The organism is Sphingomonas sp. BL-S-29 (assembly GCF_055521495.1).
This window is the reverse complement of sequence record NZ_CM145482.1, coordinates 3617624-3642597: the sequence shown is the minus strand read 5'-3', so window position 1 is coordinate 3642597 and position 24974 is coordinate 3617624. Positions and strand designations below refer to the sequence as shown.

The following is a 24974-nucleotide window of genomic DNA, read 5'->3' as shown; positions in this document are numbered from 1 at the left end:
CATCGGCTTGCAAGCAAATACCTACCTATTGGAAGGTAGGCATATGGCGGGAAGTACGGCACAGCAGATTGTGGAGACGGCGCGTCAGCTGATCATGACACGTGGCTATAACGGGTTCAGCTATGCCGATATCTCGGCGGCGATCGGCATCCGCAAACCGAGCATCCACCATCATTTCACCGGCAAGAGCGACCTGGCGGTCGCCGTGGTGGAGCAATCGCGCGCGATCATCCGCGCGCAGGTCGCCCAGTTGGCGGAGACCGAGCCCGAGGCCGGCGTCCAGCTTCGCGCCTATGCGGGTTATTGGGAGCGCTGCATCCTGGACGATTCGGCGCCCTTCTGCGTCGCCGCGATCCTCGCCGCCGAACTGCCTAGCCTGCCGGACGATCTCGCGCACTCGGTGCGCGCACATTTCGCCGAGCTGTCGGGATGGCTCGCGCATATCCTCGCACTGGGCGTGCGGCAGGGAAGCGTGTCGCTTGTCCGCTCGCCGGCGGAAGAGGCGGATGCGTTCATGTCGGCGATCTACGGTGCGATGCTCTCCGCCCGGGCATTCGGGGAGCCGGAGCGCTTCGTCGCGATCACCGAGACCTTGCTGTCACGCATCGTGCGTCTGCACTAGCTCCGGCGCTCAGAGTCTCGCTTCGACCTGGTCGTGAAAGGCGCGGATGCCGGTTTCCAGCGTGCCGAGCGTGACCCGATCGATCGCGCCCGAGGCCAGCCCCTCCTGACCCAGCGCGGCGGCACGGAAATCCTCGGAGGCGAAGACGCCGCCATCGAGCAGGTTCCAGCTCTTCTCCCAATGCGCCAGCGCCTTTTCGGTCGTGGGGGCTTCGGGGATCAGCATGAAGTCCTCGACCAGCACCCGGCCTTCGGACTGGGGCATCAGCACCATCAGGTTCATATAGTCCGGGCTGACGATCAGCACGGTGCCGGGGAACATCTGATAGGTATAGGTGATCGCCGCCCTCAGCGTCGGCCAGTCCTCGGCCGAGCAGGCAGCGAGCGCTGCCTCGCGGCCCACCGCGGAGCGCTGGTGCGGGCCGATATGGTCGCCGGTGGAGACGCCGTCCTTGAAGAAGCGGCCGATCGTCTGCGCGTGCAGCCGCTGGACATGATAGCTCTCCAGGAAAGCGTCCATGATCAGCTTCCAGTTGGCGGCCACGTCGTGCGTCCGCCGGCGGAAGAGATGCTGGCCGGCGAGATCGAAGGCATCGAAATCATGGCCCAGCGCCTCGGCTTCGGCGAAATCGGCATGATCGTCGAAAGCGAACCAGATCAGGCCGCCGGCCTCGCGCGTCGGCAGGCGCTTGAGGCCGAAGCCGCTCTTGTCGAGGCCGGGAAAGCTGTCCGGCCGGGGCAGGCCGGCGAGCGCGCCGTCGAGCGTGTAGCTCCAGGCATGATACGGGCAGATCAGCCGCGGCGCGCAGACCGGTTCGCTGCCTTCGACCAGGCGAGTGCCGCGATGCTGGCAAACATTGAGGAACACCTGCGCCTTGCCCTGCCTGCCGCGGGCGACGAGCAGGGGTTTGCCGAAGCCGTCATGCGGCACCGCCATGTTGTTCTGCGGCAGCAGCGCGGAAGGCCCGATGACCAGCGGCACCTTGGCAAAGATGCGTGCCTGTTCCGCGGCATGGCGTTCCGGCGCCGTATAGGCGCGGGCATCGACATGGGTGATGCCGAGAGTCGGCCGGGTCCCGCCGGCGGCAAGCTGCGCGGCCAGCGCGAGCTGGCCCAGGGTCGGCACGGTAATCTTGGTGGGCGCGTTCATCTCGCTTCCTCTCCCGATTTTTGACGCTAGTGTCTGCCGGATAAGGCCGGGGAGCAAGAGCGGGATGAGCGAGCTGGAAATCGAGCGGCCGGGCGGCTGGATGGACGGCGTCCGCCCCTATTTCGAAAAGGCCCCGCTGGCGGCGCTGGCGCTCGGCATCTCCTCGGGCTTTCCCTATGCGATGATCGGCGCGACCCTGACGACGCGGCTGGCGCAGGACGGGATCGACAAGAAGACCGTCACCGCGTTCAGCCTCGCCTTCCTGGTCTATAATCTCAAATGGATATGGGCCTGGGCGGTCGACGGCGTGAAGCTGCCGATCATCGGCCGGCTGGGGCAGCGCGTGTCGTGGCTGCTGCTCGCGGGCGTGCTGGTGATGGCGGCGGTCGCCAACCTCGCGCTGATCGATCCCAAGGCGGATATCATGGCGGCGGCGATTGCCGCGATCCTGGTGGGGGCGGCGGGCGCGACCTTCGACATCGTGATCGACGCCTATCGCATCGAGATCCTCGAACCGCGCCAGCTCGGCGTCGGCTCCGGCATGTCGCAATATGGCTGGCGGATCGGGTCGGCCGGCGCCGGGGCGCTGGCGCTGGTGATCGCCGCGCGGGGCGGCTGGGAATGGGCTTATCTCGCCTGCGCGATGCTGGCGCTGCCGGCGATGCTGGCAGGCCTGATCGTCGGCGAGCCGGCGCGGCACCGGGAGATTGCGGTGCGGCGTGGCATCGGCGCCATGCTCGCCTCGATCTGGGGCCCCTTCGCGCAATTCTTCACCCGCGAGGGCGCGGCGATCGTGCTGGCCTTCATCCTGATCCACAAGGTCGGGGACACGCTCGCCAACCTGACCTTCCGCCTGTTGTTCGACGATCTGAAATTCACCAATGACGAGATCGCCTTTTACGATGTCGGGATCGGCTTCTGGGCTTATCTGATCGGCATCTTCGTCGGCGGCGTGCTCTACGCGAAAATGGGGATGAAGCGGTCGGTGCTGCTGTCCCTGGTGCTGATGGCAGTGTCCAATCTGAGCTTCGCCGTGCTCGCCGCGGCGGGGCATTCGAACATCGGCATGGCGGGCGCGATCGGCTTCGAGAATTTCGCGAGCGGGTTCGGCGGTGTCGCGGTGGTCGCCTATTTCTCGGCGCTGACCGACCTGCGCTTCACCGCCGCGCAATATGCGCTGATCTCCGCCGCCGCGAGCATCGTCGGGCGGTTCGTGACGGGCACCACGGCTGGTGGGTTGATAGAGGCCATGGGCTATGTGAATTTCTATCTGCTCACCACCGTGATCGCCTTTCCCGGGGTGCTCCTGTTCTGGTGGATGATCCGGTCGGGACTGGTCGACCGGTCGATCGGCAGCGCGGGCGGGGGCGATGAACCGCCCGTGCCTGGCGCGGCTCCCGTCGTTGCGGGGGCATCGGAGCCGCCCGCGACATGATCCTCTATCTCGCGATCCTGGCAATCCAGGTGATGCTGGTGATCGACGTGATCCGCAACGGGCGCAATCAGTTGTGGATCATGGCGCTGATGTTCCTGCCGGGCCCCAGCACGATCGCCTATCTGGTGATCGAGGTCTATCCGCGGCTGCAGGGCAATCGTCATGTCCGCACCGCACGTGCCAAAGCAGTGGCGGCGCTCGATCCGGAGCGGGAAGTCCGGGCGGCGCGCGATGCGCTGGACCTGGCGGATACCGCGGCCAATCGCATCCGGCTGGCGGACGCGCTGGCGGCATTGGGCCGATATGGCGAGGCGCTGCCCCTGCTGCGCGAGGCGATCGAGCGGGGGCCGGCCGATATGCGGACGGGCGAAAAGCTGGCGCGGGCGCTGTTCGAGACGGGCGATCCGGCCGAGGCGCTGACGGTGCTCGACGCCAACGATCCGGCGAGCGCGCAGAGCGATCGCGACCGCCAGGGGTTGCTCCGGGCGCGAATCCTCGAAGCGCTCGGGCGCAAGGAGGAGGCGCTGGCGATGTATGCCGATCTCGTCACGCGCCTGCCGGGCGAGGAAGGGCGGTGCCGCTATGCCGCGCTGCTGCTCGACCAGGGCTGGGAGAAAAAGGCGCGGACCGTGCTGGAGGAAGTCGAGGCGCGGATGAAGCGGCTCGACCGGCAGCAGCGCGCGGCCGAGGCCGACATGTATCGCTGGGCGATGGATCGGCTGGGCGAGCTTCGCGCTAGATCGTAATCGGCCGACCCGCATCGGCAAAGGCGGCGGCGAGGGCCATCGCGCTGGCGAGCACGCCGTCGATGCGGCGGATGCCGAGCAGGTCGGCGAGCAACAGCCGGGCCGTCTCCGGCGCCGTCTCGGCGCGGGCGAGCACGGTCAGTACTGCACTTTCAGCTGCGGTCATGCGCATGCAGCAACAGGGCGCGATCGAAATGGGGCCGTTCGCCGTGGTCGCGAGATCGGCCATCAGCGCGCGCATCAGCACGAGCGGGCGACGGAAACCCTCGCCGAAACCGTTGAGCATGGCATGCGCTGCATGAGCATCGGCGAGGCCATGCGCTCCGATCCGCCGGATCGCGAACAAGGCGAGCCGCCCATTGGGGCAGGTCGGCATGGCGTGCGGCAACATCTGGGTAGGGGCCGGGGCTGGGGTGACCGTCATGATACGCGACTCCATCTGCTGGAATGGCAGCGTCGCGATTTGGTTATTGCAAGTCAATAGCAATAAGGATCAGGTCGGTGGTTCGTCGTTTGCGGCGAGCACGTCGCCGGCCAGATAGAGGGAGCCGAGGATCAGGACGATCGGCGGCTCGGCCGGATCGGCGGCCGCGGTGATGTCGGCGAGCGCGGTGCGGACGTCGGAGGCGGGATTGGCGATCATGCCGAGGCCGCGGGCGATGGCGACCAGTGCCTCGGGCGCATGGTGTTCATGGTCGGGCACTGGGACGGCGTGAAGCGTGGTGGCCAAGCCGACGAAGGGCGCGAGCAGGCCGGCGGGGTCCTTGTTGGCCAGCATGCCGAGGATGAGGTGGACTTCGCTGCGACCGGTGCCGGGAAAGGCGATCTGGCGAAGCGTCGCGGCGACGGTGGCGGCGGCGGCGGGGTTGTGCCCGCCGTCGAGCCAGAGTTCGCTGCCCGGCGGAAGCAGCTCGGCGAGCGGGCCGGCGCCGAGGCGTTGCATGCGCGCGGGCCAGCGGGTCGTCTCGGCGGCGGTGCGATAGGCCTCGGGCGGGATGATCAACGAGGTCTGGTGACGGAGCATCGCAATGGCGAGAGCGAGGTTCTCGGGCTGGTGCGGACCGGCAAGGGCGGGCAGCGGAGTCTCGATCCGGCCGGCGGCGTCGCGATAGCCGAGCTTGCCGTCATCGGCGGCGAAGAACCAGCCATCTCCGGCCGCCGACACCGGCGCGCGTGCCGCGCGGGCGACCGCCTCGACGCGCTGCGCGATAGGGATGGGGTAGCGCATCGTAACCAGCGGTATGCCCGGCTTGGCGATGCCGGCTTTCTCGCCGGCGATCTCTTCCGCGGTCTCGCCTAGAAAGCTCTGATGATCGATGCCGAGCTGGGCGATGCCGGTGACGAGCGGACGGGCAATGACATTGGTCGCGTCGAGCCGGCCGCCCAGGCCGACCTCGATGATGCACGCGTCCGCCGGCGTGCGCGAGAAAGCGAGAAAGGCAGCGGCGGTCGTCACCTCGAAGAAACTGGCGCCGATATCACCCGCGACATCGAGCACTTCCTCGAGGAGGGCGGCGAGGGCGTCGTCCCCGATCAGCGTGCCGGCGATGCGGATGCGCTCGTTGAAGCGGACCAGATGGGGGCTGGTATAGACATGAGCCGTCAGCCCGGCCGCCTCGATCGCCGAGCGCAGGAAAGCGCAGGTCGAGCCCTTGCCGTTGGTGCCGGCGACATGCAGCACCGGCGGGAGGCTGTCCTGCGGGTTGCCGAGACGGCCGAGCAATTCGGTGATGCGCTCGAGGCCGAGGATGTCGGCGCCGGGCGACAGCGACCAGAGGCGGTCGAGCTGCTGCTGGACCGCGGCGGAGGTGGAGGTGGCGAAGTCGGGCATCTAAAGCCCTCTCCCCTCTGGGGAGAGGGTTGGGAGAGGGGCAGTCGCGAGCGCAGCGCTTATAGCTGTGAGAACGCTCTCTAAATTCCGCATCACGTCTGAATTGCCAAATCTGATCACGCGATATCCTTGCTGGTTCAGCCACTCGCTACGCCGGTCGTCTCTCGCGGCATCGGCATGCGTGTCGCCATCGATTTCGATAATCAGTTTGCGAGACCTCGCCACGAAGTCGGCGATGAACGGGCCTATCACAACTTGCCGGGAGAATTTGACACCGTCGAAGCGCTTGGCCCGTAACGCAATCCACAACTCGCGCTCGGGCTGCGTCATGTCGCTACGCATGGATTTCGCACGGGCGAGAAGGGCTTCGTCAGTCTTCGGCACTGCCCCTCTCCCAACCCTCTCCCCGGAGGGGAGAGGGCTTTATGGTCACGCCGCTTTCTTCGCGCACAGATAATCGATCAGGCTGGCGAGGGTCGCGCGCAGGTCGCGGCGGTGCTTCACCATGTCGAGCATGCCGTGCTCAAGCAGATATTCGGCCCGCTGGAAGCCCTCGGGGAGTTTCTCTCGGATGGTCTGCTCGATCACGCGCTGGCCAGCGAAGCCGATCAGCGCGCCTGGCTCGGCGATCTGCACGTCGCCGAGCATCGCATAGCTTGCAGTGACGCCGCCGGTGGTCGGGTCGGTCAGCACGACGATATAGGGCAGGCCGGCATCGTGCAGCATCTGGATCGCCACCGTCGCGCGGGGCATCTGCATCAGGCTGAGAATTCCCTCCTGCATGCGTGCACCGCCGGCGGCGGTGAAGATGATATAGGGGCAATTGTCCTCGATCGCGTTCTCGACGCCGCGCACGAACGCCTCGCCGACCGCCAGGCCCATCGATCCGCCCATGAAGGCGAAATCCTGCACGCCGACCACCGCCTTGCGGCCTTCGATCGTGCCGCGCGCGTTGATCAGCGCGTCACCTTCCGACGTCGCGGCGCGGGCTGCCTTGATGCGGTCGACATAGCGCTTGGTGTCGCGAAACTTGAGCGGATCGTCCTGCACCCGCGGGAGCGGGATGATCGTGTAGCTGCCCGCGTCGAAGACATACTGAAAGCGCAGGACCGGGCCGATGCGCTCATGATGCTGGCAGTTCGGGCAGACATGGAGATTCTCCTCCAGTTCCTTCAGGAACACCATCTGCCCGCATCCCTTGCACTTGTGCCAGAGATTGTCGGGCGTATCCTTTTTCGGGACGACGAACGACAGCGCGTTCCGGACGCTGGTGAGCCAGCTCATACTGTTTCCTTTCGGGCCGCGGCGATCGCCGTGGACAGGGAGCGGATATAGGCTTCGACCGGCCCGCTTGCACCCTCGGCGTGCTGGCCGACCAGCTCGACGATCGCCGAGCCGACCACGACGCCATCGGCGACGCGGGCAATGGCGGCCGCCTGATCGGGCGTGCGAACGCCGAAGCCGACGGCGACGGGCAGGTCAGTCGCTGCCTTGAGCCGGGCGACGGCGCTCTCGATCGAATCCTGCGCTGCCTGTTGCAGGCCGGTGATGCCCGCGACCGAGACATAATAGACGAAGCCGCTCGCCCCGCCGAGCACCGCGGGCAGGCGCGCCGCATCGGTCGTGGGCGTCGCGAGGCGGATCAGGTCGATGCCGGCGGCGCGCAGGTTCGGGCCGAGCTCGTCATCTTCCTCGGGCGGCAGGTCGACGCAGATCACGCCGTCGACGCCTGCATCGCGCGCGGCACTGGCGAACCAGTCGGCGCCGCGGCGGAGCATCGGGTTGGCATAGCCCATCAGAACGACCGGTACGCCGGGATGGCGTTCGCGAAAGGCCTTGGCGATGGCGAGGATGTCGGCGGTGGTGGTGCCGGCGCCGAGGCTGCGCAGATTGGCGGCCTGGATCGCGGGGCCGTCGGCCATCGGGTCAGTGAAGGGCATACCCAGCTCGATCACATCGGCACCACCGGCAACCAGCGCGTCGAGGATGGAGCCGGTGGCCCAGGGCGTCGGATCGCCGGCGGTGACGAACGTGACGAGCGCGGCACGATGCTGTTCGCGGGCACGATCGAAGGCAGCGGAGAGACGAGTCATCGAGCAGCGCGCCATTGGCTGAAGAGCTGGGACAGGACGCCGACCAGGGCGCCCATTTCGACGGCCTCGAGGCCGCGGGGCAGCGGCAGGCGCCAGTCGGAAAAAGCGAGGCCATATTGGTTCAGCTCGCGCACGATCAGCGCAGCCGCGGCGCCCACCACGGCGCCGGTCAACAGATTGGGGATGTTCATATCTCGACCCCCAGCGCCTCGGCGACGGTGAAGATGTCCTTGTCGCCCCGCCCGCACAGATTGCACAGGATGATCTGGTCGCGATCCATCTCGCGCGCGACGCGGGCAACGGCGGCGATGGCGTGGCTCGGCTCGAGCGCGGGGATGATGCCCTCGGTCCGGCAGAGCAGCTGGAAGGCGTCCAGCGCCTCGGTATCGGTCGCGCTGGTATATTGGACGCGACCGATCGAGTGGAGCCATGAATGCTCCGGGCCGATGCCGGGATAGTCGAGACCGGCCGAGATCGAATGCGCCTCGGCGATCTGGCCGTCCTCGTCCTGCAGCAGATAGGTCTTGTTGCCGTGGAGCACGCCGGGCGATCCGCCGGCGAGGCTGGCGGCATGCTGCTTGTCGAGGCCGTGGCCGGCCGCTTCCACGCCGAGCATCGCGACACCGGCGTCATCGAGGAACGGGTGGAACAGACCGATCGCGTTCGATCCGCCGCCGATCGCGGCGACGAGCAGGTCGGGCAGGCGATCGATGCGGCTCAGCATCTGCGCGCGCGCTTCCTTGCCGATCACGCTCTGGAAATCGCGGACCAGCTCCGGATAGGGATGCGGGCCGGCGGCGGTGCCGATGATGTAGAAGGTGTCGTGGACGTTCGCGACCCAGTCGCGCAGGCCCTCGTTCATCGCATCCTTCAGCGTCATCGCGCCCGAGGTGACCGGGCGGACCTCGGCACCGAGCAGCTTCATGCGGAACACGTTCGGCTGCTGCCGTTCGATATCGCGCGCGCCCATATAGATGACGCAGGGCAGGCCGAAGCGCGCGCAAACGGTCGCGGTGGCGACGCCGTGCTGGCCGGCGCCGGTCTCGGCGATGATCCGCGTCTTGCCCATGCGCATAGCAAGCAGGATCTGGCCGATGCAATTGTTGATCTTGTGCGCGCCGGTGTGATTCAGCTCGTCGCGCTTGAACCAGACCTGGGCACCCTTGCCTTGCGGGGCGGACTCGCGGAGCGCCTCGGTCAGCCGCTCGGCATAATAAAGCGGACTGGGCCGACCGACATAATGTTCGAGCAGATCCTCGAACTCGGCGGTGAAGGCGGGATCGGCCTTGGCGGCGCGATAGGCCTCATCCAGCTCGAGGATCAGCGGCATCAGCGTCTCGGCGACGTAGCGGCCGCCGAACTCGCCGAAATGCCCGCGATCGTCGGGCTGGGCGCGGAAGGAATTGGGGACGTTCATGGTGCGCGCGCTTTAGCACCTCGGATGACGGTGTCGAGTTGAGTAAAGCTGTTCGCGGGTGAAGCCGCGCGACCTCAGAGGGTTTTGACGGTTTCCAGGAAGGTCGCGATCTTGGTCACGTCCTTGATGCCGGGCGCGGATTCGACACCCGAGGACACGTCGACCATCGGCGCGCCGGTGATCGCCACGGCCTCCGCGAGGTTGAGCGGATCGAGTCCGCCGGACAGCGTCCAGGGCAGCGAGTGGCGGAAACCCTGAAGCAGCGTCCAGTCGAAGCGCACGCCCATGCCGCCGGGCAAGGTCGCGCCGGGCGGAGTCTTCGCGTCGTAGAGGATGCGATCGGCGGCGCCGGCGAAGCTTTCGGCGGCGGCCAGGTCGGCGCGGGTCTTCACCGCGATGGCGGCCCAGATGGCGAGGCCCATACGTGCCTTGATCGCCGCGGCGCGGGCCGGGCTGGTGTTGTGGAGCTGGAGCGCCTGGAGCTGTCCGGCGCCGATCGAGGCTTCGAGCAGCGCGTCGTCGGGGTCGACGAACACGCCGACGCGGCTGACGTGCCCCGGTACGCGCGCGGCGAGCTGCGCGGCGCGCTCGCGACTCAGACTGCGGGGCGAGGGCGGGAAGAAGACGAAGCCGACATGGCTCGCGCCGCCGCGGATCGCGGCGTCGAGGGTCTCGGGCGTCGAAAGGCCACAGATCTTGGCGGTGACGGGCACGGCGCCGCCATAGCCGTCAGGCGAGGCGCTTGACCAGTACCGTCATGTAGAGCGGCGGCTCCACCGCGACGGGGAAGTCGCGACGCTCCGCCGTCCGGGTGTAACCGCGCCGCTCATAATAAGCGATCAGCTCGACCCGGTTCTCGATGACGGTCATTTCCATCGTCGAGACGCCAAAGACGTCACGAGCGAGGGCTTCCGCTGCCGCGATCAGTCGCTTGCCGAGGCCGGCGGCCTGCAGGGTGGGTTCGATACACAGCAGGCCGAGATAGGCGAGACCGTTGCCGCGATCGGTGACCTCGACGCAGCCGATCGGGGTATCGTCGTCGAGCGCGATCAGCAGGCGTTCGGCCGGGTTGGCCAGCGCGGCCCGAAGCGTGGCGAGATCGGTGCGCGTGCCGTCGAGCAGGTCAGCTTCATGAGTCCAGCCGGCGCGGGCGCTGTCGCCGCGATAGGCGCGCTCGATCACGGGATGCAGGCGCGGCAGATCGTCCGGCGCGGCAAGGCGAATCACGAGGTCGGACATGGGTTAGAGCGTGGCGCCGATCTCGCGCGCGGCGGTATCGGGATCCTCGGCCTGCGTGATCGGGCGACCGACCACCAGGATCGAGGCGCCCGCGTCGAGCGCCTGGCGCGGCGTCACCACGCGTTTCTGGTCGCCGGCCGCGCCATTGGCGGGGCGCACGCCCGGGACGACGAAGAAACCCTTGGGCCAGATCGCCTTGGCCGCCGCGACTTCCTCGCCCGAACAGACCACGCCGTCAACGCCGGCCCTCATCGCCAGCTCGGTCAGCCGAACCACCTGGGTGTGCGGATCGTCCGGGCAGCCGATCGAGGCGAGATCGCGTGCGTCGAGGCTGGTGAGCGTCGTCACCGCGACCACCTTGGTGCCGGTCGGCGCGGCCGCCTTGGCATCCTCGAGCATAGAGCGGCCGCCGGCCGCGTGTACCGTCAGGATCGCCGGCTCGAGCGGGCGCAGCGCCATGATCGCCTTGGCCACGGTGTTGGGAATGTCGTGGAATTTCAGGTCGAGGAAGATCGGCAGGCCGAGCTCGGCCATCTCGCGCACGCCCGCGCGGCCATTGGCCATGAAGAATTCGAGGCCGAGCTTGATGCCGCCGACATGGTGATGGACGCGCTGCGCGATCGCCTTGGCCTTTTCCAGGTCAGGCGTGTCGAGCGCGACGAAGATACGGCTGCTCATGCGCCCCCCGGCGGAACGGCGGTGGGCACGGCGGCCGGCGGGATGGTCGGCGCATCGGGTTCGAGCGGCGTGGTCGCGACCGGCGCGAGCACACCGCGCAGATCAGCCAGGGTGCGCTCCGAGGTGGATAGCCGGTTGCGCAGCCGCCAGCGGATCGCGTTGTAATAGAGCATGGTCGGCACCAGGCCGATCAGGAAGGTGACGAACAGCAGCAGCGGCAGGTTCACCTCGGCGATCAGCCCGCCCCACAGCTTGATCGGCACCGTGGTCCAGTTGCCCAGGGTGAACACCGCGGCAATGAAGGCGAGCAGGCACCAGAACAGGATCTTCAGGAACTGCATCGAGCGCTGTGGCCTTTGAGATTTCCCATATTGGGTAATTCTTACGTCTCCGGTGCCGCTTTGACCAGCCTCGCACCCCAAGTTCGTCATGCCGGACTTGTTCCGGCATCCATTGTGCAACAAGCGCTGTCGCCGCGAGTGGAGAAATGGACCCCGGGACAAGCCCGGGGTGACGGGAAGAGAGGCCGCAGCTAACCGATTTCCTTGCGCAGCGATGCGATCAGCCCCGGGATCGCCTCCAGCTTGGGTTCCTCCTCGTCGAGGATGGCGCAGAAGGCGGCGCGCTTGATCGCGGCGACGCGGCCGGGTTTCAGGTTCGCCGTGGCGGGCAGCGAAGAGAGGACGATGTCGATCATCCGCTCGGCGCCGTGGAGGCGGCCCCAGAGATAGTCGTTCTCGCGATAGGCGCGGCTGAAAAACGCGCCGAAGCTGTTGAACTGGATGCCCTTGAGCGTCGCCTCGGCGCCACCGGCGCGGATCGATTTGGCGTCGTCGGGGGCGATGCGGTCGACCTTGATCGGGTCGAACTCGTCTAGCCCCTCGCCCTGGAGCAACGGCAGGGTGGCGACGTCGAAATAGGGAAAGCCGAGATAGGTCAGCAGGATCGGCCGCTTCAACTCGCGCGGCAGGCCAGTGAAGGCAGCGGCAAGGCGTTTCTCGGTATCGGTATCGAGCTGCTTGAGATCGAGCGATTCGGCGAGCTTGTCGAGCAACGGACCCGCATCGCCGCGCAGCAGCCGGACATCCTTGCGCAGATGCGCGTGCCGGTCGGTACGCTTGCACTCCAGATAATCGGCGAGCGAGGCGTAGACCGCGTCCCGAACAGGCTCCAGATCGACTTCGTCATGATCGCCTTCGAGCTCGGTCAGGCGGCGGGCGAGCAGGCGAAGGCGACGAATGCGGAAGCCGAGATCATAGGAGCGCAGAAAGCCGATCGTCGTCTGGCTGGCGCCGCCGGAGAAGCTGGGCTTCACCTCGTCGAAGCCGCGTTCGCGGACCGCCTCGGCGATATGGCCGCGGATGCGCTCCCAGCGCTGCGGCCCCGGTTCGCCGCCGGCATGGTAGAGCAAGGAGGTCAGTGCCTCGACCACGCCGGCGATCTTGAGATGGCCGTACGCGGCATAGCCATAGCCGGCGGCCTTGGCCGCGGCGGACTGCGCCCGGGCGCGCCAGGTGGCGAGGCGCGAGACGGTCGGGGAATCGAGGAACAGGGTATAGCCGAACAGCGCCTCCACCCGAGTCTCGACCTCGGGCCGGATGCTCGCGACGATACCGCGCATGCGCTCGATCGTGCGGGAGCGCTCGGCGATATCCTCCAGATTGTCGCGGATCGGCTGCTGGCGCGGCAGCTCGGACACGGCGCCGATGATCGTCTGGAAGAAGCCGGGCGCGTTGGGATTGTGCGGGCCGAAGCGCAGCTTCACATTGGGCGATGGGTCGATATAGACGAAACGTCGGTCGATCTCCCGTCGGGCGGGCCGTTCGCGCAGCGCCTCGATAGCCGGGCGGAAGGGCGCGTTGGCCAGGACCGAGCCGTCGATCAACACTGCCTGGTCAGCCGCATTGGCGGCGAACTGGCGCGGCAGGACTCGCTTCAGGAAGTCGGCGCGTCCGGGCCATTCGACCTTGCGGTGCTTCAGCACCTTGTCGAGTTCGCCGACCATGAACGGCGGGAAGGCGCCCGGGAAGCTCGAGGTCGATCGTGCGGCGAAAGCGAGTTCGGCCGCGTGCGCAAGCGTGTCGCCGGACGTGCCGTGATCGGTGAAGGGGACGACGAGACGGTGCTCGGTCTCCAGCACTTCGGGCGGCGAATTGAGCATCAGGCGCTCGGGATGGCCGCGGAAATCGGTGACGGTGACGAACAGGTCGAGCGGCTGGCCTTCCGGCAACAGGCGGGCGCCACGCGGGGCCGAGGCCATGGCATTGAGTGCATCGAGGATCAGCCCGGTGAACAGCGCACCGCCAAAGGGCGGCTCGAACCAGCGTGAGCGGATGAAATGCGACAGCTTGGTGCGGACCTCGTCGCGCGCGCCGGCCTCGACCAGTTCGTCGATATTGTCGCCGCTGCGCCTCTCGGCGTACCAGGCGATCGGCAGCGCCCATATCTTGGAGAAGCGCGAGGACGGGGCCTGATGATCGTCGATCAGCGCCTCGATGTCAGCCGAATCGAGCCACAGCTTGGTCAGTGGTTCGAGCGACTGGCCGGTCGAGATGGCCTGGGCGAGGAACACGCCGTTGATGCCCCCGGCGCTGGCCCCGGCGACGATATCGACCAGCACGCGCATACGCAGGCCGGTTTCTTCCTCGATCTCCTGGAGCAGGTCGCGGTAGACACCCTGGCTGCCGCCCGCCGGTGTCTCGCCCTTGTGGAAGGCCTGGCTCGCGCGCGCCAGGCGCCAGATCTCCTTGGTGATGCCGTGCATGTAGACGGCAAGGCTGATGCCGCCATAGCAGACCAGGGCGAGACGGAGCTCCTTCTGACGCATCAGGCGAGTTCCACCGTCGCCCAGATCGGGAAATGATCCGATGCCTTGCGCGCGGTGGCGCTGTGATGGACCCCGCAATCGGTGACGCGCAGATCGGACGAGACCATGATCCGGTCGAGCCGGGCGACCGGGCGGCGGACATGGAAGCTCGGGCCGGTCGCGGCGAAGCTGTAATCGCGGCCGAAATCGCGCAGGCAGCCGGCCTGGGCGCTCCACTCGTTGAGGTCGCCCATCAGCACGGTCGGGCGGCGCTTGGTGCTCGCATCGACATGAGCGAGGATCGCGTGCGCCTGGCGACGGCGCCACAGACCCGACAGGTCGAGATGCATGCCGACGATGCGGATCGGCACGCCATCGGCACGGACATCGGCCATCACCGCGCCGCGCGGCTCGAGCGCGGGGAGGTGGATCGCCTCGCAATCCATCACCACCGAATCCTTGCGGATCAGCAGGACATTGCCGTGCCAGCCCATGCTGCCGGTGCGCGCGCCGAGCGGCACCGCTTTCCACGGGCTATGTTCTTCCAGCGTGTGGAGCGGGATGACGCCCGCCTTGGTGCCGAAGCGGCGATCCGCCTCCTGCAAGGCGATGATGTCGGCATCGACCTCGCGCAGGACCTCGAGGATCCGGTTGGGATCGCGGCGGCGATCGAGGCCGATGCCCTTGTGGATATTGTAGCTGGCGACCTTGATCATGTGCGTGATGGAACGCCGATCGGTAAAATTGGTTCGCCGCACGCTACGATACGCCCGGCTTTCCTGCCGTATATGCCCAGTTTCGCGCCAAGCCAGCGCGAAAATCGCGCGGAGGCCTCATAAGGGCGCGGCACCGTAGCGCTGAAGGAAATCCTGGTGGGCGGGCATCCTCGCCACGGCGCCGGCGATGCCGGTCTTCAGATCGACAAGCGCCTGGCGCAGCTGGCCCGGCGGCATCAGGCGGGCGAGATGATGATAGCCGCGGGGCTGAATCCGCTGGCCGAGCATGACCTGGACCCAGGAATCCACGCGGAACAGCTCGTCCGATGCCTGATAGGCCTGGGCATTTTCGCGGAACAGAGCGATGCGGCGGACGAGCGTTTCGGGGAGTTCCATGGTGCGGCAGCGCTGCCAGAAGGCGCTGTCGTCGCGTTCGGTAAGACAATAATGGAGAATGACGAAGTCGCGGACGCCCTCCAGCTCAGTGCGCGACAACTGGTTGTAGCGATCGATCAGCGCCTCATCGAAGCCATTGAACGGGAAGGACTGCATCAGCCGCGTCACCGCGATCATGATGAGGTGAATGCTGGTGGATTCGAGCGGCTCGATAAAGCCGCTGGCGAGACCCAGGGCGATGCAGTTGCGGTTCCAGACCTTGCGCCGCGTGCCGGTGCGATAGCGGATCAGGCGCGGATCGAACAACGGCTCGCCCTCGATCTGGTCGAGGAGCAGCGCCTTGGCTTCCTCATCCGCCATATGCTCGCTGGAGAAGACCAGGCCATTGCCGACGCGGTGCTGGAGCGGGATGCGCCAGCGCCAGCCGGCCTTGTGCGCGATCGCCCGGGTATAGGGGACGGCGGGGCCGACCGATTCAGTCTGGACCGCATAGGCGCCGTTGGTGGTGAGCCAGTGACCCCAATCCTCATAACCGGTCTGCAGCGTCTGCTCGATCAGCAGGGCGCGGAAGCCGGTGCAGTCGATGAACAGGTCGCCCGAAACCGTCTGTCCCGATTCCAGCACGAGTGACTGGATGAAGCCGGTTTCGGCGTCCTGCTCGACCTTCGCGATCTTGCCTTCCACGCGCTTGACCCCGTTGGCCTCGCTCCGGGTGCGAAGGAAGCGAGCATAGAGCGTCGCATCGAGATGATAGGCATAGTTGATCTGGGCATTCTCGCCCGTCGCGAACCTGCTTGCCTCGGCGGCCTGCAATTCGAAGCAATAGTCGCCGATCGGGCCGGCATGGCCTTCGGCGCGGGCCTGAAGCCAGAAATGGTGGAAATCCGCCATCCAGGTCGATTTGCCGAGCACGCCGAACGAGTGGAGGTACCGATCGCCGATCTGGCCCCAATTCTCGAAGGCGATGCCCAGCTTGAAGCTCGACTGGGTGGCGCGCATGAATTCCTGCTCGTCGATGCCGAGCAGCGTGTGGAAGGCGCGCACCGTGGGGATGGTGGATTCGCCCACGCCGATCGTGCCAATCTCGTCAGATTCGACCAGGGTGATGTCGAGCAGCCCGCCCAGCTGCTTCGAAAGGGCCGCGGCGGCGAGCCAGCCGGCGGTGCCGCCGCCTGCGATGACGACCTTGCGTACGACCTGTCCGTCCATGCCGGGGCCTCCCATGTCAGCGATTCAGGCGATTGAGCAGCATGGCGCGCAAACGGCGCGCCCTGGTCTCGTCGAGCGGCGCGAGATTACCGCGCGCCGCCTCGGGCAGATGGGCGCCAGCCTGGTCGGCGGGCCCGAAGACATAATAGTCGAACAGTGCCTGCCAGGCGCGCTTCTCCGACTCCGGGCGATCGCGCAGGCTGAGCAGCGCGTGCAGCAGCGTGTTCTGCGGCGTATCCATGAAGGCGGGGGAGGCGTTCCACCAATAGTTGATCAGCACGTTGAAGCGGTCGAGCGCCTCGACATGGTGCCACCAGAGCGCCGGGTAGAAGAGGATATCGCCCGGCTCCAGATCGGCCACCTGGCCCGCCGCCAGCGCCTCGGCGAAGCGGGGGTGTCGATCCAGATCGGGATCGCGGAAGTCGACCATCGAGACGACCTGGCCGCCGGGTGTCGGCTCGAGCGGGCCGGGATAGAGATTGGGCACCTGTTCGGGCGGGAAAAGCGTGAAGCGGCGCTTGCCGACCATGCAGCAGGCGATGTTGTTCGACATGTCGTAGTGCGCCGACGCGGTCGTGCGGTTGCCGATCCAGATGCTGACGATCGGCGGACTGTCGCCGAGCATCGCCTGATCGAGCCCGAGGTCGTTCTCGTGCCGAAGGCCCGGCAGATAGGTGTCGAGATCGGTGGAGCCGACATAATAGGAGGGCGGCCGATCCAGATGCCATTCAGCCTGAAGCCGGTCGAGCAGCTCGTCGAGCAGCATCCGACCGGCTTCGAAATTCATCGCCGTCGCTCCCTCGTCGTAAAAGAAGCGCCCTTCGATCTCGGGCTTGCCGACAAAGCCGACGACCGGCTTTCCAAGATAGAAGGATTTCAGATAGGCGATCGCGGCTTCGGGCGAGTCCAGCCCGGCTCGCACCAGCGGCCAGTCGCGTGCGACACCCCGCAGGATGGTCGGCTGCTGCGCCTCCATCAGCGCATCGAGCGGGACCGCGTCCGCTGCGACGCCTTCGATCACCCTGGTTTTGCGGAGGCTGGTCATCATCGGTTCGCGCCGGTCAGGCGGCGCCGGCCTTTCGGTTCTTAAGGTCGATCAGGCGGCTCATATTGCCCATGGAGGCGATCACGAAAAAGGCGAGGGGCAGGAAACCGCTGGCGTTCAGCCGCTCGAGCCGGACGCCGTCGAGTTGCGCCAGCGCGGTGCGAGAGATGGTGAAGAGATCGGGCAGGACATATTTGCGCGTTTCGTCCAGCTCGATCTCGACGGCGACCGGCTCGATCAGGCCAGCCTCTTCGAACGCCTCGAACATCGGCTGGTTCGCCTCCAGCCCGGTATAGATCGTCCGCAGGATACCGGCGATATGTTCGAGGTAAGGCGCGTTCCCGCCATGCGGCAGGAACAGGGGAAGCCCGTCTATATGGCTGACGCGGGGATGGTCGAGATCGATATGGATCATCGGCTCCCCCTCCGTCCCGCCGTCCTTGAAGCCGATCAGGAAGGGGCCGCGCTGCAGCACGGCCGGAATGTAGCGACCCTGCCAGCCATCTTCGCCGAGAAAGAGATTCTCGTCCCGGTCCAGCCCGAGCAGCGCGACGGCCTGGAACGCGCCGCTTTCCTCGCGGCGGAAGAAGACGGGATATTCGCGCTGAATCTCCTCGAACTCGGTCGGGAAGACCAGCACCTGGTTGACGCTGTCGCCGAACTCGGCGCGATGATGCGCGATCACCCGAAGATTCGGGTGGTCGACATTGTTCAGCGGCACACGGTTGGTCATGCGATGATATCCAGCCCCTGGAACGTGCGGCCTTTCGACCGGGCGGCTCTCCAACCGCCGATACGGGGATTGGCGACGATGATGGGACAAAGCCCGGCCAAGCTCAATTCCCAACGGGAAAAAGGCCGCTGCGAACAGCGGCCTTCCCCCTTAGTCGATCGATGGGGCGGATCAGAATTTGAACCGCGCACCCAGCATGAAGCGCCGGTCGAGTTCCTGCGCGTACCACAGCTCGGTTTCGGCGCGAGCATAGGTGCGGACGCTTTCTTCCAGCAGGTTGAGAGCTTCCAGCGTGACCGAAACATTCGACGTGACATCGTAGCTGATGTTCATGTCGAGCTGGCCGAACGGTGCCGTGAATTCCGGATTACGTGAATCCTGGCGGTTGATCCCCGAGAGGAACTTGTCGCGCCAGTTATAGGCAAGCCGGGCCGAGAGGCCGTTCTTGTCGTAGATCAGCGTCGCGTTGAACGTGTCGCTCAACCCGAGCAGCGCGAACTGATCCTCGCTGGGGCTCGCGCCGAGGTTGAAGCCGACATCGCCCCGGACCATCGTATAGGCCGCGGCGACGCCGAGGCCGGTATTGCCGAGGAAATATTGCCCGGCGATCTCGATGCCCCAGATTTTCGCGTCCTTGTTGTTGATCGGGCGCGAGACTTGGAACTGATAGAGCGGATCGCTCGCATTGGCGGTCACGTCGAGCGTATTGTTGATGTTCTGGAGATAGGCGGTGTTCAACCGGCGATTGGCCGTATCATAGTTCGCGCTGAACTGCGCCGTCGCGGCCGCCACCGAGCCGGTCTGCTGGATCAGCGCGGTCATGGCGAACAGATTCTCGTCGCTGGTATCGACGCCGAGCCCCTGGAGCGCGGTCTTTGCCGAGCCCGACCGCGAGCCGGCAGCACCCGAGCTGGGGTCGCGAAGACCGAACAGGTCACTGGTGAACTGGCCCCGGCCGATGAAGTTATGCACGCGCTTGTCGAACAGGCCGATCGACACATAGCTGTCCGGCTTGAAATAATATTCCAGCGAGACGTCGAAATTGTCGGACGTCAGCGGCGCCAGCCGGGCGTTGCCGGTATTGCCGCTGGGGACGCCGCCATTGCTGATCGGCCGCGGCGGTCCGCCCACCGTGGTTGCGGTGTAGAGGTCGCTATAGTTCGGCCGGCCGATCGTCCGGCTGAAGGAGAAACGTGCGACCAAATTCTGCAGTGCCTCGATCTTGAAATCGAAGGACGGCAGCAGATTGTTGTAGCTGCCCTTGTCGGTAAGGAAGCTGTTCTGGTTGGAGATGACGACGGTGAAGTCGTTGTCCGAAACCCAGTTGATCGCCGCCGGAACCGCGACCAGCGAGGTGGAGGTCGTCTTGGTGTTCTCGTAGCGCACGCCGGCGACCATGCTCGCCTTGCGGCCGGCGATCTCGCCGTCCCAGGTGATCTGGCCATAGGCTGCCCAGATGGTTTCCTTCACCCGGTTGTCCTGGTTGGACGTGATGCCGACAGCGTGCGGCTTCGTGGCCGAGTTCGCATCCAGGCCGACATAATAAGGCGAGAGGATCGAATAGATATTGGCCGCATTGCCGCGGAAGGCGAGCTGCGACGGCGCATCGCCGCCGGGGTTATACTGGTTGAACTTGCATTCGAGGCAGAAGGCCTGAAGCGCGCCCGGTGCCAGCTTGTTCACGTCGCCGGGGCTGGTGATGCCCCAGTCGCCCAGCGTCTGCTGAGTCGCGAGGAAGGTCTGGTGCATGTCGGCGGTGCGGTAATTGCCGCCGAAATCGAACCGGCTTCCGCCGCCGAGATCCCAGCCGAAGTCGGCGCGGACTTCCTTGACCGTCTGGTCCTGAGTCGAGGCGAAGGTGCGGCCGACCTGCGATCCGACATCGTTGATGTCGAGTTGCCCGTTGCCGTTGCTGCTGATCGTGATCGCCTGTTTCGGGATGCCGCCGGTGTAGTCGACCGAGTGCGCCGCCACCACGTTCGCGCCCATGCCGACCAGGGTCGAACTCTTGCCGTTGGGATTGTCAGGCCGGCTCGACGACTTGCTGATATGGCCGTCGAGGTTCAGCGAGAAATTCTCGGCAAAGTCCCATTTCGCGTTCAGGCCATAATCCTGCAGCTTGCTCCGCTGCGCGCGATTCTGCGCTTCGAAGCCTTCGTCCTTGGGGCCGCCCAGGGTCTCGTGCAGATAGGTCGCGGTCGCGACGGTCGGGTTGCCGTCGAAGGTGACGACGTCGAACGGCCGGCTGAACCAGTTGGACAGATCCGAGCGGACCTCACGCTGCTTGTTTTCCGCATAGAGCGCGTCGGCCGTGAGGGTCAGCGACTCGGTGGGACGGAATTGCAGGACGCCCTGGCCGTTGAAGCGCTCGCGCGTGCCCTCGGCATAATGGTAACGGCTGTCGTTCGGGATCGCGACCAGCTGGCTGGCATTGGTCGGCGCATTGTTGACGACCGTGCAATTCGGCCCCGGCGTGGACGAGGGGCAGGCGCCGCCCGACCGGGCGAAGCCGCCGGAGAGGAAGGTGCTGTACGGAATGATGTTCCAGTTGTTCGACGTCGCGGCGATCGAGGTATAGTTGCGCTTCTGGTAGCTGCCGAACACGGACACGCCGAACGTTTCGGCGTCATTCGCCCAGTTGAGCACGCCCGAAACTTCCGGCGTCACCTTGGAGCCGCAGTCCAGGCAGCCGTTCACGCTGGTGTCGTAGACGGCCTTCGCCCCGATGCTGCCCGACAGCCCCGACTTGCCGTCGAGGGGATGACGCGAGACCACGTTGATCGTCGCGCCGATACCGCCCGAGGGGATGACGGCGCGGCCGGTCTTGTAGACTTCGAGCGTCTTCACGCCTTCGGAAGCGAGGTTGGAGAAGTCGAACGAGCGGCTGGTACCCTGCGCGCCGTCCGAGTTCTGGTCGCCGCCGACGACCGAGACGACCGAAGTCGCGAGCGTGCGGCCGTTCAGCGTGACGAGGTTATAGGTAGGGCCGAAACCGCGCACGGTGACCAGCGCGCCCTCGCCATTGGTGCGGTTGATCGACACGCCGGTGATGCGCTGAAGCGACTCGGCCAGGTTGGTATCGGGGAATTTGCCGATATCTTCCGCCGAAATCGCGTCGACGACACCGGCAGAATCGCGCTTGATCGCGATCGACCGCTCGAGGCTGGCGCGGATACCAGTGACAACGATGTCCTGATCGGTATCGCCCGACTGTCCATCGGCAGCCGTGGCCGGCGCAGCTTGCGCCAGCGCTGCGGCCGGCATCATCAGACACACCGCGACCGCGATTGCGGATGTGGACCGCGCAAACGCCGACGAACGCCCAAAGCTTTTCATAAATCACCCCTCCTATCCGGCGCGCCGCGAGGCGCCCGGGCCGTTGTTTTCTGCAAGCAGGATTCGCGCTGCTTGATGGTAACGGTACCAAAATGTCTGACGTTGTCAACGACGACGAGACGAGTTTGACGAGGAGAATAAAACCATAATGACGATGTTTTTCCGGGTGATGGATTCGGCGGTGCCGGATGTTAGCGCGCGCAGCAAGGTCGCGCCGATGGTTCAGCTCGTATAAATCCCGCACAAATGCGCGGGTTGGCGTGCGATTCACCGCGCGATTCGGGTCTCCGACGACGCGGCGCGGCATTGCCGGCTCAGGCGTGCCGGATGGATGCCAGTGTGGCAGCGGCGCAACAACGCCGCCATATTTTCGGACGGGCCAACCCGCTTTCAGATCAGTCGTGCCGGGTGTCCGATTCGCGCCGATTCCCCGTCGGTTGCGCGCGGGAGCCATCTCCGGCAGGCAGCGCGCGATCGACTCGGGCGACCGGGGATCGTCGATTGCACCTGAAAAGCGCGCGCAAGCGCCGGGAGATTTGAAGCATGACCATCACTCGTATCGATGCAGGGCCGCGCATGAGCCAGGCCGTGGTTCACGGCGACACGGTGTATCTGGCAGGGCAGGTCGGCGCGCCGGGCGAGAGCGTAACGGCGCAGACAAAGTCGATCCTCGCACAGATCGAGGATCTCCTGTCGCGCACTGGGAGCGACAAGTCGAAGCTGTTGTCGGCGACGATCTGGCTGGCCGACATGGCCGATTTCGGCGAGATGAATGCCGTGTGGGATGCCTGGATCGGCGGCCAGGACGCGCCGACCCGCGCCACCGGCGAGGCCAGGCTGGCGACGCCCGACTATAAGGTCGAGATCATCATCACCGCCGCGCGTTGAACCCGGCGTTCGGGATGCGCGGGGCGGCCGGGCTCCGCGCTACTCTTCGAAGGCCTTGCGCTGGGTGACCACCGCATTGCCGCGCGCATCGACCTCGAAGCCCGCGACATGGAAGCCGTGGCGCAGGTTGAGCAGGATCATCGGGTTGTTCGCGGCCCGCGTGCGCGTCTCCACATGACGATAGCCGAGCGCCCGTACTTCGGCGTGCTGGCGCTCCATCATGAGCGCGGCGAGGCCGATGCGGCGTGCCTCGGGCGCGACGCCGCCCAGCCAGCTGTAGAACAGGCTATCGCCGCGGCGATAGCCGAGCTTGAATCCGACCGGCACGCCATCCTCCCGCCGGGCAAGCAGCAGATGCGGATCGGCGACGTGCGGCAGCCGGCCCGCGAGATAGGCGGGATCGAAGCCTGGAAACACGGCGTCACACAGCGGCAGGAGGAGGGCGACCGCCTCGGTCGCGGTGCCGGCGAAGGTTTCGATGCGGGGCGCATCGGCAGGAGAGAAGGACATGAAGTCTTTCTGCCGTCTGACGCGGTTTTTCGCCAGTCCGGTCAGAGGCGGATTTCGTAGCGCCAGACATCGAGGCGGAAGATGCCGTCCGGCGTGGACAACTCGCTGGTGAAGACGCCAGCGCGATGCCAGCCCGATTTCTCGTAGAAGCGCGCCGCCCGATCATTGCCGATCGCACAGGCGAGCCACGCGACCTCGACACCGTTTGCGCGCAGCCGCTCCACCGCATCCGCCATCAGCGAGGGCGCGACATCGCTGCCGCGCGCCTCGGCCGAGACATAGAATTGATAGAGCTCGCCGTCCTTCAGCATCGAGAAGCCGAGCAGCGTCCCGTCGCGCACGCAGACCCGTACGCGGTCGAGCGCTTCCACGAGCCGTTCGTGGAAGCTCTCGAGCGTACGCAGCCGCGCCAGGTCGGCCGGCACCACGGCGGCATGGCCGTCCTGCCAGCCGTGGAACCACAAGCGGGCGAGGGTGCCTATATCCGCTTCGATCGCGTTCCTGATCATGCCGCTATCCCGAATCCCCATAATCGAGCGTTACTTCCCTGATCAGGAACTGGGAGCGCAAGGTCTCCTCCAGAATGCGCGCGAGATGGGGATCGGCGACATCGGCCTCGATCTGCATCCTGACCAGTCCGGCGGAACGGCGAATCAGCGCGAAGGCGGGCACGAGCCCGCGCCGCGCGAACTGGCCGAAGACGCGCGGGACCAGCTCGGGATCATCGGTGCCATGAACCCGATAGCGCGCGACGGGGCGCTTGAGCTCCCTCATAATAGCGCCATCGCCGGGGTGCGGCCGCGCGCGATCGTCGCGCGCGCCAGGCGGTCGGCGGCGAGGTTGACGGCGATGCCGCCGTGCTCGGCATCGGCCCAGACCTGGTGGAGGCGGCCCGGGATCGCATCGATCCGCGCCGCGACCTCGTCGCTGTCCCAGCCGAGATATTCGGCGCAGACATTGATGATCCCGCCGGCGTTGACGACATAATCCGGGGCGTAGAGCACGCCGCGCTCGGCCAAAGCCGCGCCGTCTTCCTCGCTCCCAAGCTGGTTGTTGGCGGCGCCGCAGACCACGGCGGCGCGCAGCTTCGGGATGCTGCGCGCATTGAGCACGCCGCCAAGGGCACAGGGCGCGAAGATGTCGCACCGCGCCTCCAGCACGCCACTCAGCGAGGCGACATCGGCGCCGGTACGCGTCGCGACTTCGGCGACCACGGCGGAGCGCGGTTCGGCCACGATCAGCTTCGCCCCCGCATCATGGAGCAGATAGGCGAGCGCCGCGCCGACCGATCCGAGTCCCTGGATCGCGACGGTGCAGTCGCCGATCGGGCGTTCGAGCCGATGCTCCGCCGCCGCCTGCATCGCACGGAACACGCCGAGCGCCGTCCATGGCGATGGGTCGCCGCCGGGTCGTCCGCCCTGCGGCGGCAGGCCCGCAACATGGCGCGTCTGCCGCGCTACTTCGGCCATGTCGCCGACGGTGGTGCCGACATCCTCGGCGGTGACATAGCGGCCGCCAAGTTCCTCGACTGCTTCGCCAAAGGCACGGAACAGCGCGGCGCGATCGAAATCGCCCTCGGGGCGACGCAGCACTGCCTTGCCGCCACCGAGCGGCAGGCCGGCCAGCGCGTTCTTGTAGCTCATGCCCTCGGCGAGGCGGAGCGCGTCCTGGGTGGCGTGGTTGAAGTCGGGATAGGTCCATAAACGGCAGCCACCGGCGGCTGGGCCAAGATGCGTGGAATGAAGGGCGATGACACCGTCAAGGCCGCTGGCGGAATCCTGCAGGCGAACGACCTGCTCGGGCGGATGCGCGTCGCGCGCATGGGAAAAGTCCATGATGAAGCTTTCGGAAAACACTGAATTATGTAAGTCGGCGTGGCGGATGCGTCCCGCGCCAGCGCCTGTGACCTTTGGGGTCAGATCGCGGAGATCTGCCCGGTCGTAATTCGGGTCCGGATAATAAGTCGGATCGAGGCGCGAGCGGGGACGCCGGGCATTCGGGCGTGCGAAGACAGGGCGGAGGCCGCTGCTTTCTTCGTCACTGCCGACATGCCCTGCACGGTCCGGTGGTTCCTCGTTTCGACGTGCGATTCTTCATCGCCGGCACCGTGATAGACGGGCGGTAA

At 66.4% G+C, this 24974-nt stretch carries 26 protein-coding genes; 4 read left to right on the top strand and 22 right to left on the bottom strand.

Features of this window, described 5'->3' with window-relative positions; translation table 11 throughout:
* Positions 1-43 precede the first annotated feature (43 nt).
* Positions 44-622, top strand: a complete 579-nt coding sequence (locus ACZ1I2_RS17145; protein WP_465172949.1) for a TetR/AcrR family transcriptional regulator — start codon at positions 44-46, stop codon at positions 620-622.
* A 9-nt stretch (positions 623-631) separates the two neighbouring features.
* Here the strand turns inward: ACZ1I2_RS17145 and ACZ1I2_RS17140 are convergent, their stop codons facing one another.
* Complete coding sequence (locus ACZ1I2_RS17140; protein ID WP_465176422.1) at positions 632-1771, bottom strand: aromatic ring-hydroxylating oxygenase subunit alpha; 1140 nt, start codon at positions 1769-1771, stop codon at positions 632-634.
* A gap of 64 nt (positions 1772-1835) precedes the next feature.
* Between ACZ1I2_RS17140 and ACZ1I2_RS17135 the strand changes: the two genes are divergently transcribed.
* Both ACZ1I2_RS17135 and ACZ1I2_RS17130 read left to right on the top strand, forming a co-directional pair.
* A complete protein-coding gene (locus ACZ1I2_RS17135) occupies positions 1836-3206 on the top strand; it encodes an AmpG family muropeptide MFS transporter (RefSeq protein WP_465172951.1) in 1371 nt (456 codons plus the stop codon).
* Positions 3203-3952, top strand: coding sequence for a tetratricopeptide repeat protein (locus tag ACZ1I2_RS17130; protein WP_465172952.1), 750 nt, complete (start codon positions 3203-3205; stop codon positions 3950-3952). The genes ACZ1I2_RS17135 and ACZ1I2_RS17130 overlap by 4 nt, the downstream gene beginning before the upstream one ends.
* Here the strand turns inward: ACZ1I2_RS17130 and ACZ1I2_RS17125 are convergent.
* The 17 genes from ACZ1I2_RS17125 to ACZ1I2_RS17045 form a co-directional block, all read right to left on the bottom strand.
* Positions 3942-4376 (bottom strand): DUF6628 family protein, encoded by a 435-nt coding sequence (locus tag ACZ1I2_RS17125; RefSeq protein WP_465172953.1) that lies wholly within the window; start codon positions 4374-4376, stop codon positions 3942-3944. The genes ACZ1I2_RS17130 and ACZ1I2_RS17125 overlap by 11 nt on opposite strands.
* 69 nt (positions 4377-4445) lie before the next feature.
* On the bottom strand, positions 4446-5783 hold the full coding sequence (locus ACZ1I2_RS17120) for a bifunctional folylpolyglutamate synthase/dihydrofolate synthase (RefSeq protein WP_465176423.1): 1338 nt from the start codon (positions 5781-5783) through the stop codon (positions 4446-4448).
* Positions 5784-6167 (bottom strand): endonuclease domain-containing protein, encoded by a 384-nt coding sequence (locus tag ACZ1I2_RS17115; protein ID WP_465172955.1) that lies wholly within the window; start codon positions 6165-6167, stop codon positions 5784-5786.
* A 45-nt stretch (positions 6168-6212) separates the two neighbouring features.
* Positions 6213-7067 carry an acetyl-CoA carboxylase, carboxyltransferase subunit beta gene (accD, locus tag ACZ1I2_RS17110; protein ID WP_465172956.1) on the bottom strand — a complete coding sequence of 285 codons (855 nt, stop codon included), beginning with the start codon at positions 7065-7067 and terminating at the stop codon, positions 6213-6215.
* Entirely contained in the window at positions 7064-7876 is an 813-nt protein-coding gene (trpA, locus tag ACZ1I2_RS17105; RefSeq protein ID WP_465176424.1) for a tryptophan synthase subunit alpha, read from the bottom strand. The genes accD and trpA overlap by 4 nt, the downstream gene beginning before the upstream one ends.
* Complete coding sequence (locus ACZ1I2_RS17100) at positions 7873-8067, bottom strand: hypothetical protein (RefSeq protein ID WP_465176425.1); 195 nt, start codon at positions 8065-8067, stop codon at positions 7873-7875. The genes trpA and ACZ1I2_RS17100 overlap by 4 nt, the downstream gene beginning before the upstream one ends.
* A complete protein-coding gene (gene trpB / locus ACZ1I2_RS17095; RefSeq protein ID WP_465176426.1) occupies positions 8064-9293 on the bottom strand; it encodes a tryptophan synthase subunit beta in 1230 nt (409 codons plus the stop codon). The genes ACZ1I2_RS17100 and trpB overlap by 4 nt, the downstream gene beginning before the upstream one ends.
* 74 nt (positions 9294-9367) lie before the next feature.
* Positions 9368-10006, bottom strand: coding sequence for a phosphoribosylanthranilate isomerase (locus ACZ1I2_RS17090; RefSeq protein WP_465176427.1), 639 nt, complete (start codon positions 10004-10006; stop codon positions 9368-9370).
* 16 nt (positions 10007-10022) lie between these two features.
* On the bottom strand, positions 10023-10532 hold the full coding sequence (locus ACZ1I2_RS17085; RefSeq protein WP_465176428.1) for a GNAT family N-acetyltransferase: 510 nt from the start codon (positions 10530-10532) through the stop codon (positions 10023-10025).
* Positions 10533-10535: 3 nt separating this feature from the next.
* Positions 10536-11210, bottom strand: a complete 675-nt coding sequence (gene pyrF / locus ACZ1I2_RS17080) for an orotidine-5'-phosphate decarboxylase (protein ID WP_465176429.1) — start codon at positions 11208-11210, stop codon at positions 10536-10538.
* The gene (locus ACZ1I2_RS17075; protein WP_465176430.1) at positions 11207-11551 is read right to left on the bottom strand and encodes a LapA family protein; all 345 of its coding nucleotides are present in this window, start codon (positions 11549-11551) and stop codon (positions 11207-11209) included. The genes pyrF and ACZ1I2_RS17075 overlap by 4 nt, the downstream gene beginning before the upstream one ends.
* 191 nt (positions 11552-11742) lie before the next feature.
* On the bottom strand, positions 11743-14037 hold the full coding sequence (locus ACZ1I2_RS17070) for a patatin-like protein (RefSeq protein WP_465176431.1): 2295 nt from the start codon (positions 14035-14037) through the stop codon (positions 11743-11745).
* Positions 14037-14732, bottom strand: coding sequence for an endonuclease/exonuclease/phosphatase family protein (locus tag ACZ1I2_RS17065; RefSeq protein ID WP_465172965.1), 696 nt, complete (start codon positions 14730-14732; stop codon positions 14037-14039). The genes ACZ1I2_RS17070 and ACZ1I2_RS17065 overlap by 1 nt, the downstream gene beginning before the upstream one ends.
* Positions 14733-14849: 117 nt before the next feature.
* Positions 14850-16337, bottom strand: a complete 1488-nt coding sequence (locus ACZ1I2_RS17060) for a tryptophan halogenase family protein (protein ID WP_465176432.1) — start codon at positions 16335-16337, stop codon at positions 14850-14852.
* 16 nt (positions 16338-16353) lie between these two features.
* Positions 16354-17385 (bottom strand): cupin-like domain-containing protein, encoded by a 1032-nt coding sequence (locus ACZ1I2_RS17055; protein WP_465176433.1) that lies wholly within the window; start codon positions 17383-17385, stop codon positions 16354-16356.
* A 13-nt stretch (positions 17386-17398) separates the two neighbouring features.
* The gene (locus ACZ1I2_RS17050) at positions 17399-18115 is read right to left on the bottom strand and encodes a SapC family protein (protein ID WP_465176434.1); all 717 of its coding nucleotides are present in this window, start codon (positions 18113-18115) and stop codon (positions 17399-17401) included.
* A 171-nt stretch (positions 18116-18286) separates the two neighbouring features.
* Positions 18287-21451, bottom strand: a complete 3165-nt coding sequence (locus ACZ1I2_RS17045) for a TonB-dependent receptor (protein WP_465181488.1) — start codon at positions 21449-21451, stop codon at positions 18287-18289.
* Positions 21452-21994: 543 nt separating this feature from the next.
* Here ACZ1I2_RS17045 and ACZ1I2_RS17040 point away from each other — a divergent pair.
* Complete coding sequence (locus ACZ1I2_RS17040) at positions 21995-22339, top strand: RidA family protein (protein ID WP_465172970.1); 345 nt, start codon at positions 21995-21997, stop codon at positions 22337-22339.
* 39 nt (positions 22340-22378) lie between these two features.
* Here the strand turns inward: ACZ1I2_RS17040 and ACZ1I2_RS17035 are convergent, their stop codons facing one another.
* From ACZ1I2_RS17035 to ACZ1I2_RS17020, 4 genes are read right to left on the bottom strand one after another with little or no spacing between them, the layout of a single operon-like run.
* Positions 22379-22849, bottom strand: coding sequence for a GNAT family N-acetyltransferase (locus tag ACZ1I2_RS17035; RefSeq protein ID WP_465172971.1), 471 nt, complete (start codon positions 22847-22849; stop codon positions 22379-22381).
* A 41-nt stretch (positions 22850-22890) separates the two neighbouring features.
* Positions 22891-23358 (bottom strand): N-acetyltransferase family protein, encoded by a 468-nt coding sequence (locus tag ACZ1I2_RS17030; RefSeq protein WP_465176436.1) that lies wholly within the window; start codon positions 23356-23358, stop codon positions 22891-22893.
* Positions 23359-23362: 4 nt separating this feature from the next.
* Positions 23363-23623 carry a hypothetical protein gene (locus ACZ1I2_RS17025; protein ID WP_465172973.1) on the bottom strand — a complete coding sequence of 87 codons (261 nt, stop codon included), beginning with the start codon at positions 23621-23623 and terminating at the stop codon, positions 23363-23365.
* Complete coding sequence (locus ACZ1I2_RS17020) at positions 23620-24684, bottom strand: Glu/Leu/Phe/Val family dehydrogenase (RefSeq protein ID WP_465172974.1); 1065 nt, start codon at positions 24682-24684, stop codon at positions 23620-23622. The genes ACZ1I2_RS17025 and ACZ1I2_RS17020 overlap by 4 nt, the downstream gene beginning before the upstream one ends.
* Between the last annotated feature and the right edge of the window lie 290 nt (positions 24685-24974).

What these genes read in the sequence shown, in the direction of transcription:
- ACZ1I2_RS17040 (WP_465172970.1), top strand. Translation starts at nt 21,995, where the DNA reads ATGACCATCACTCGTATCGATGCAGGGCCGCGCATGAGCCAGGCCGTG.
- ACZ1I2_RS17125 (WP_465172953.1), bottom strand. Translation starts at nt 4,376, where the DNA reads ATGACGGTCACCCCAGCCCCGGCCCCTACCCAGATGTTGCCGCACGCC.
- ACZ1I2_RS17025 (WP_465172973.1), bottom strand. Translation starts at nt 23,623, where the DNA reads ATGAGGGAGCTCAAGCGCCCCGTCGCGCGCTATCGGGTTCATGGCACC.
- ACZ1I2_RS17140 (WP_465176422.1), bottom strand. Translation starts at nt 1,771, where the DNA reads ATGAACGCGCCCACCAAGATTACCGTGCCGACCCTGGGCCAGCTCGCG.
- pyrF (WP_465176429.1), bottom strand. Translation starts at nt 11,210, where the DNA reads ATGAGCAGCCGTATCTTCGTCGCGCTCGACACGCCTGACCTGGAAAAG.
- ACZ1I2_RS17120 (WP_465176423.1), bottom strand. Translation starts at nt 5,783, where the DNA reads ATGCCCGACTTCGCCACCTCCACCTCCGCCGCGGTCCAGCAGCAGCTC.
- ACZ1I2_RS17050 (WP_465176434.1), bottom strand. Translation starts at nt 18,115, where the DNA reads ATGACCAACCGTGTGCCGCTGAACAATGTCGACCACCCGAATCTTCGG.
- ACZ1I2_RS17145 (WP_465172949.1), top strand. Translation starts at nt 44, where the DNA reads ATGGCGGGAAGTACGGCACAGCAGATTGTGGAGACGGCGCGTCAGCTG.
- trpA (WP_465176424.1), bottom strand. Translation starts at nt 7,876, where the DNA reads ATGACTCGTCTCTCCGCTGCCTTCGATCGTGCCCGCGAACAGCATCGT.
- ACZ1I2_RS17075 (WP_465176430.1), bottom strand. Translation starts at nt 11,551, where the DNA reads ATGCAGTTCCTGAAGATCCTGTTCTGGTGCCTGCTCGCCTTCATTGCC.
- trpB (WP_465176426.1), bottom strand. Translation starts at nt 9,293, where the DNA reads ATGAACGTCCCCAATTCCTTCCGCGCCCAGCCCGACGATCGCGGGCAT.
- accD (WP_465172956.1), bottom strand. Translation starts at nt 7,067, where the DNA reads ATGAGCTGGCTCACCAGCGTCCGGAACGCGCTGTCGTTCGTCGTCCCG.
- ACZ1I2_RS17130 (WP_465172952.1), top strand. Translation starts at nt 3,203, where the DNA reads ATGATCCTCTATCTCGCGATCCTGGCAATCCAGGTGATGCTGGTGATC.
- ACZ1I2_RS17065 (WP_465172965.1), bottom strand. Translation starts at nt 14,732, where the DNA reads ATGATCAAGGTCGCCAGCTACAATATCCACAAGGGCATCGGCCTCGAT.
- ACZ1I2_RS17045 (WP_465181488.1), bottom strand. Translation starts at nt 21,451, where the DNA reads ATGAAAAGCTTTGGGCGTTCGTCGGCGTTTGCGCGGTCCACATCCGCA.
- ACZ1I2_RS17070 (WP_465176431.1), bottom strand. Translation starts at nt 14,037, where the DNA reads ATGCGTCAGAAGGAGCTCCGTCTCGCCCTGGTCTGCTATGGCGGCATC.
- ACZ1I2_RS17135 (WP_465172951.1), top strand. Translation starts at nt 1,836, where the DNA reads ATGAGCGAGCTGGAAATCGAGCGGCCGGGCGGCTGGATGGACGGCGTC.
- ACZ1I2_RS17060 (WP_465176432.1), bottom strand. Translation starts at nt 16,337, where the DNA reads ATGGACGGACAGGTCGTACGCAAGGTCGTCATCGCAGGCGGCGGCACC.
- ACZ1I2_RS17035 (WP_465172971.1), bottom strand. Translation starts at nt 22,849, where the DNA reads ATGTCCTTCTCTCCTGCCGATGCGCCCCGCATCGAAACCTTCGCCGGC.
- ACZ1I2_RS17020 (WP_465172974.1), bottom strand. Translation starts at nt 24,684, where the DNA reads ATGGACTTTTCCCATGCGCGCGACGCGCATCCGCCCGAGCAGGTCGTT.
- ACZ1I2_RS17030 (WP_465176436.1), bottom strand. Translation starts at nt 23,358, where the DNA reads ATGATCAGGAACGCGATCGAAGCGGATATAGGCACCCTCGCCCGCTTG.
- ACZ1I2_RS17085 (WP_465176428.1), bottom strand. Translation starts at nt 10,532, where the DNA reads ATGTCCGACCTCGTGATTCGCCTTGCCGCGCCGGACGATCTGCCGCGC.
- ACZ1I2_RS17100 (WP_465176425.1), bottom strand. Translation starts at nt 8,067, where the DNA reads ATGAACATCCCCAATCTGTTGACCGGCGCCGTGGTGGGCGCCGCGGCT.
- ACZ1I2_RS17055 (WP_465176433.1), bottom strand. Translation starts at nt 17,385, where the DNA reads ATGATGACCAGCCTCCGCAAAACCAGGGTGATCGAAGGCGTCGCAGCG.